Origin of the sequence: Enterocloster sp. HCN-30185, from assembly GCF_037890305.1 — a bacterium.
Lineage (GTDB): Bacteria > Bacillota > Clostridia > Lachnospirales > Lachnospiraceae > Enterocloster.
Map to the genome: position 1 here is coordinate 1 of NZ_JBBKBT010000029.1, position 6,728 is coordinate 6,728.

A 6,728-nucleotide genomic window follows, 5' to 3' on the forward strand; every position below is an offset into this window, starting at 1 on the left:
TTATTTCTAGCAGTAGTGCAAATTTATTGCATTGCCATTGGTGTGCAATTTTGGCATAAACTCGTGTAGACACTATCTAGTTAACTATATTTCATTTTGTATTTATTGTAATGTTATTTGAACCAAATCGATTGCTATTTCTTTTGCCAATGTGCTGGATACATTCATACCATCAGTTCTTCCAAGACGCACACAAAAATACACATCTCCTGTTTTACTTTCCGCAACCCCTGTAAACCAAGCGTCAACAACAATACCATCGACTTTTCCCATTCCGGTTTTTCCATATATAGAAATGTCAGTACTATCAACCTCTGATAAAAGCATAACTTGCTTTAATGTATTCTGTGTTTCTTCTGAATAATTCGATTCTTTTCCAAAGATATGCTCCATTACTTCCACTTGTTCTTTGGGTGAAATCATTAAAGAAGATTCAATCCAAAAGCCCGTCAAAGCTCTATTACTATTATTTGTATTTAATCGTCCCTCCCAATCAGAAATATCACAATTACCATATTGGAGCTTATCTAATTCCTTCTGCATTAAATCTTCTCCAATATCATCAATGACCTGTCTGAAATACCATACACAAGAAGTACGAAAAGCTTCTTGAAAATCAATATCTTTATTCCAATCTTCATTCCAAAATATTTCACCACTCCATGTTTTAGTAGAGTTTTCCGTTTCAATAATTCCGTTTTCTAAGGCAATCAAAGAAGAAATAATTTTAAATGTCGAACATGGTGAACTTCTTGTAATTGCAAGATCACGATTATAAATTGTATATTTTTTATTGGATGCATCATATATAACTGCTGTTCCATTCAATCCATTAAAATACTCTGACCAGTCTACCTCTACTATTTCTGGTATTTTCTCTGTGCTTTCATCGGAAAATTCCATACTTTTTTCCATAGAAGTTCTGTTTACTCCATTTTCCAGTGTTTCTTGATTTTCTTTTTGGTTTTCAACCAAGCTTTTTTCCTCTACAGTATACTTACTACCACAGCCAGTTAAAATAATTGCACATATACATGCTGTAAATATCATTTTCAAATAAAATTTATTCTTTGTTATCATTATTATCTTTTCTCCTGTCTTTATATTTTTTTATTTATACCACAAACGTAACATCAACATCACCGTTATTGCAAAGTACTTTTAGTGTTTTTTTACCAATATCTTTATGTTTTGGCAAACTGCTATCACCTTTTTTGACTTCTGATTGAATGACGAAATCCTCATACCTGCTTCCAATCATGCCAGAAATATCCCCATTTTTAACGGTCAAAGTCAAGGTATTTCCTACATCTAAGCTCTCAAAAGTGATGTTTCCGTCGTTAGTCGAAATATCAATGCTTCCCGTAACAGCCAATACTGGAAGTGATATATCTTCATTTGTCGTAGATAGCGTAACAGTATCCAGAAGTGTAGTCGGCATTTGTAATACGATTTTCCGATCTTTGGTAGAGGGTTTTCCCCCGATATAATCCGTCCATTCTTTGTTGTTGGCATTTACCATAGTCAGCACATTTCCATCGGAAACAGAAATATCATAATACTCTTTGCTGTTTTCAGAATATTGGATATGCACCTGTTCGTCGTCAGATAGTGTTACTTCAATTTCTCTGTCCCTCACATCAAGATTTATTTCGTTGACCTTTGTATCCGGCGTAAAACTTTTTTTCTCAAAAGGTTCGCTTTTCCCGAGCAGCCCGCCAAAACAAAGCTACTCATTACAAAACAAAAAGCAAGTGCAAATATTTTTTTCATAGTCATTCCTCCATATTTGATAGATTAGATTTATATTTCTAATTTGTAGTAATATCCAGCTTTATCAATTTCTCCGGTTGAATAAAAAACATAAAAAACGAAAGAAAGATAAAGTTTTTTTGCATTTTAATTGGTGTTATCTATTATCACTATCACTTTTTTAACGACTTGAATTTTTAGACCTCTTAAAATGTGTTTAAAGGCTTTTTCATCAAACCTATTATGCCGAAATCTGTCGTCAAACAAGGTGGAATATTTGAATGCGACCTATAGAAAGCTAAATAAGCAAAGGAGTGTACTTCAAATCAATACTGCCTTGCTAAAGATACTATATTGCTTTACTTTCGAAGCAAGCAAAAGGTAAACTAATACCATTCGGAACTGAGCGCAGAACTATGATAAACTGAGTATTATATATGAAATAGGATTTCAGAGTAAATCAATATCTTGGTTAAAATGTTTGAAAAGCCGCCTGTTATCGATACCCGTTAGATAGATAGTATTTATAACATAAGGTTCAAATCTCTAATTTTAAGTATTCCAAATTGTTATAGAAGCATCCTTATTTATAGACTTTTCTACATATCCTTACAAAAAAGGTGAAATGCTTGAATTCAAGTATTTCACCTATATCGTCATAGAAGAATCTTATCTATGGTTCTTTTTGAGAGTTTCTAAGATAAAACTTTTGTAATTGTATTTTGGTATATTAATTTATTTTTGAGTGAATCAATTTTTATGATATTAAATCAAAGATGATTTTTGTGGCATCTGCTATCAGTTTATTGTCATATTCTGCATCTTGTTCTGCTTTTTTTGAAAGTACAGCTACAAATATAGGTTTTTTATTTGGGGGTGTTACAATAGCGATATCATTTCGTGTTCCGTAAGAACCAGCACCACTTTTATCTGCCACAATCCAATCACTTGGTACACCAGCGCGAATTAATTCATCACCAGTTGCATTATTTGACATCCAATCTATAAAAATCTCTTTTTTATCATCTGACAATATATCTCCAGTTGCATATTCTTTTAAATTTAAAGCCAATTGTTTAGGAGTACTAGTATCTCTTATATCGCCAGGTACAGCATCATTCAATTCAGTTTCTATTCTAGAAGGCTCACTTACAGTATCACCAATTTTACTTAATGATTGTTTAAAACCATTAGGTCCATCAAGAAGAGTAAATTGTAGATTTCCAGCAGTATTATCGCTTTGTCTAACTGCAGCATCACATATTTCTCTAATAGTCATTCCAGTATCTACTTTATCTTTTGCAACTGGTGCATAAGATAAAACATCTTCTTCTTCAAAATATATTACATTATCAAGTTCTTCAATATAGTATTTTTCTAAAATGGCACCGGCAGCTAAAGCTTTATATGTTGAACAGTATGCAAATCTTTCATCTGCATTATAAGAAATTTCTTTATTAGTTTCTGTATCAAGTGCATAAATTCCTAATGTAGCATCATATTTTTCTTCCAGTTCTTGAAATAGAAAATCATAATCTGCATTAACATTTTCATTGCCATCAGAAATGTTTTCTTGATTATTACTACATCCAACAGATAATAATATGACAAAGATCATTAAAATACTTATGGTAATTTTGTTGTGTTTCATAACTTTATCCTCCTAAAATATAGATTATACATAGAATTTTGAATTTTTGAAGCATTTATATCATTTCATATAGCTAACTTATGCATTTGTAATATATTATCTCCACCTTTCAAGTTTTTCATTGCAAATCCATAATAAAATAGTAGTATTTACATTTTAAAGGATATGAGAGTTGTATTTGTCACAATATATAATTCTTTATTTAGGTTAAATTTAGTAAACCATTCATTTTAGTTGTGCTTACGAACTATAATCCAACATAGTTTATCTTTTCTCAACATATTTGTATTAAGATTTTGAAAATGTTTTGTCACCTCTCTTTATAAATAAAATGAATTCTATATGTATTTGTCAATATAAAATTTTAGTTGAGAAAATATAGCAATAAGTCTATTGTGTGAAGCACGCTTTAAATATTACAATAGTAATATTTAAAAGTCAAGCAAAATTTAAAATAATTTTTCCTATTGTATCTGAGCATAAAAAGTGAACTGAACCAATAAAAACGGACAATGACAAAAAGCCCCCTTATTTAAAATAATAGAATCACATAAGGAGCCTGTGGTTTCAACAAAAAACACTTGATTATATGAGCAGGTTTTGTTATAGCAAAAAGTAAATACACGCATATCAAATAATTGAACCAAAGCTGATTGCTATGTGTAAAGTAGGAAAAACCAATCCGTAAGCTTGTAAAATACTTTTAATTAGAGATTCGACAAATTGAAAACTGAATCAATTACTATAATCGGGAATAGACTCGTCTTATTGCTGGGCTTCTGCTAAAATACAGAGGACGTCCTAAAAAACAGACAGAACCAGCTAGTATCAGAGAATATCAGTAAGAAATTGAGTGCCTGAAGATGAAAAATGAACTTTTACGGAATTTTCTGCGATTAGAAGAACGGATGTGAGAGTACAGGTGCAATATGAGGTTATATACAGACACAGAGTATGCGATACATTATCAATGATGTATCATTTCTTTTAGGTATCTTGCTGTGGATATTATGATTTTCGAAAACAATCATGCAATTTATGAAGAAATATGGATAGAAAGTTGCTGACACAGAAAATGGGTAATAGATATTTCTTATATGTATATATAACAGGATATTTTATATCTGTTAGTCATTTTTTATAACCATAAGTATGTCCAGTTAAAAACAGGAGTGGCATTGCCACTCCTGTTTTTAACTCAAATATTATTATCTTAACAAGAATGTTTTTTATATGCTGTCCACACAATATGGGTAGTTTATCTTTTTGTGTACCATCCTTTTATCAATTTAAAGAATTGTGTTGAACTAAACTGATTGAGTTATGTTGTTTTTTCCTATCTATATGATTGTTACTTTTATAATTTATAAATATTCATATCAGATAATATAGAAAGTGTAATTTCAGATGCAATACTGCCAGTTGCATTATCTATAGCTTGAATATTTGTTGCAAAAAAATATGTATGATTTTTAGATTCCACGAAACCTATAAACCAACCGTTTACATTTTTTTCTTCAATACATCCAGTACCAGTTTTACCATAAATTGTGCAATTAACATCTGAAAATAGCTGGATACTTTCTTTTGTAGTTTGAATGTTTTCTGGCGTAAATCCAAAATCATTAAAGTATAATGACGTTAAAAGTTCTACCTGTTCTATAGGAGAGATTTTTAAGGAGGATTCCATCCAATATGAAGAAAGTTCTCCATTTATGTTTTGATTTCCATATCCAATTTGTTCAATATAAGATTGCAAATTAGATTTACCTAACTTTGCATCCAAAGCTTGAAAATACCAAGTAACAGAAGAATTCATTGCAGAAAACAGAGTTTGGTCTTCATTCCATGATTCAAATGGATAATTCTGTTGAGGACAGGAAATAAAAGAATTTTCTGAAGTAATAATATTTTCTTCTAAAGCAAATAGAGCATCATATATTTTATAAGTAGAGTTGGGAGATATTCGTATAGTTGCCTGTTCTATATCGTATATATTCCAATTATCTTTCTGTAAATCGTAAAGCACAAAACTTCCTTTGTACCCATCAAAATATGATGAGAGATCTACAAGCGTAATCTTTTTTGAGGAAGTATCCCAAGTATAGCATTCCTCCGATGCATATGTGGACAACATAGGAGAGCAACCAAAAAGTAAAATAGCTGTCATTAAAAAAGCAATCAATCCTTTTATTCGTTTCCAATAGGTAGGATTTTCATAAGAAGCAATGTTAAGAATACGGCGTTTAATTTGCTTCATATTTCCGCCAAGTCCAGCTACAAATGGAAATGGAGTGGTAGAAATTTTTTCAGCAAAATTAATCAATGTATTTCCATAGTTAATATAGTCCTTATATTCAAGCATTTTTAATACAGAACTATCACAAGCAATTTCCCTATCATGACACATTTCTTTTAGCGCAACCAATACAATAGGATTAAACCAATAAATAATTCTAATAAGAATCATAAAATAGTTAGTAATATTATCCCTATATTTGTAATGTTGTAACTCGTGTAGCAACATATATCGTAAATCAGAAGTATTATAATCAGAAATCAAATGTATCGGCAAATAAATGCATGGTTTCCAAATACCAACGATGATGGGAGATTTTAAAAAAGCAGTACTGTAAATGGGGATATCCTTTTTTAAATTCATCTCATCTAAACAACTATAATAAATTTTTCGTACTTCAACATTTTGCAAAGATAGAGCGGATTTTTTTAACATATGTAAGCGTAAAACTGATTTTGTAACCAAAATAATCATTGTTAGTACACCTATAATCCAAACAGCTCCTAAAATCAATCCAAATATTGATGATGTATCTTGAGTGATAGAAAGTGTAAAGTCATTCATCCAATTCATATTATTTTCAAAAATTGTTTCATTGGTTGTATGTGATACAATATCATTATTTGGTAATTCTGATTGTGGAATGTTACTAAATAACGCAAATATGGAAAAAAATTTTGTTGGCTTTGATGGTACAAAAGGGATTAACAACAATATAAATAATAAGAACCATAAATTATATTGCATACGGCTAGTTAAAATTTTTTTGAATAATTTTTTAACTACTAAAAGGATTCCAATGATACAGCTAATCCATAAATTACAAATGAGAAAGCGTATCATAAAATCACTCATATTACTTTCCTCCTTTTTGTGACATTTTTGTGAGAATGGAACGGAGTTCCTCTATTTCTGTTGTAGGTAATGCATCATCTTCGAGATAAGAGGATATCATAGCTGTTATTTTACCATTATAATAACGATTTAAAAAAGAATGACGTTTTTGTTGAATATATTCTGATTCGT

5 protein-coding genes are annotated in these 6,728 nt (G+C 30.3%); all 5 read right to left on the reverse strand.

Annotated elements, in window-relative coordinates:
- Positions 1–102: 102 nt before the first annotated feature.
- A complete protein-coding gene (locus WKT10_RS15685) occupies positions 103–1,080 on the reverse strand; it encodes a penicillin-binding transpeptidase domain-containing protein (RefSeq protein WP_002593573.1) in 978 nt (325 codons plus the stop codon).
- Between the two features lie 34 nt (positions 1,081–1,114).
- Entirely contained in the window at positions 1,115–1,714 is a 600-nt protein-coding gene (locus WKT10_RS15690; protein WP_118301892.1) for a DUF4097 family beta strand repeat-containing protein, read from the reverse strand.
- A gap of 795 nt (positions 1,715–2,509) precedes the next feature.
- Positions 2,510–3,403, reverse strand: a complete 894-nt coding sequence (gene bla / locus WKT10_RS15695) for a class A beta-lactamase (protein ID WP_340278024.1) — start codon at positions 3,401–3,403, stop codon at positions 2,510–2,512.
- Positions 3,404–4,760: 1,357 nt separating this feature from the next.
- A complete protein-coding gene (locus WKT10_RS15700) occupies positions 4,761–6,557 on the reverse strand; it encodes a BlaR1 family beta-lactam sensor/signal transducer (protein ID WP_002575561.1) in 1,797 nt (598 codons plus the stop codon).
- A 1-nt stretch (position 6,558) separates the two neighbouring features.
- Positions 6,559–6,728: BlaI/MecI/CopY family transcriptional regulator (locus WKT10_RS15705; protein WP_340278025.1), on the reverse strand; the 170-nt coding region annotated here is incomplete at its 5' end.

Bases quoted from the DNA above. Each gene is read 5' to 3' on its own strand.
- WKT10_RS15700 (WP_002575561.1), bottom strand. From the start codon at position 6,557: ATGAGTGATTTTATGATACGCTTTCTCATTTGTAATTTATGGATTAGC.
- bla (WP_340278024.1), bottom strand. From the start codon at position 3,403: ATGAAACACAACAAAATTACCATAAGTATTTTAATGATCTTTGTCATA.
- WKT10_RS15685 (WP_002593573.1), bottom strand. From the start codon at position 1,080: ATGATAACAAAGAATAAATTTTATTTGAAAATGATATTTACAGCATGT.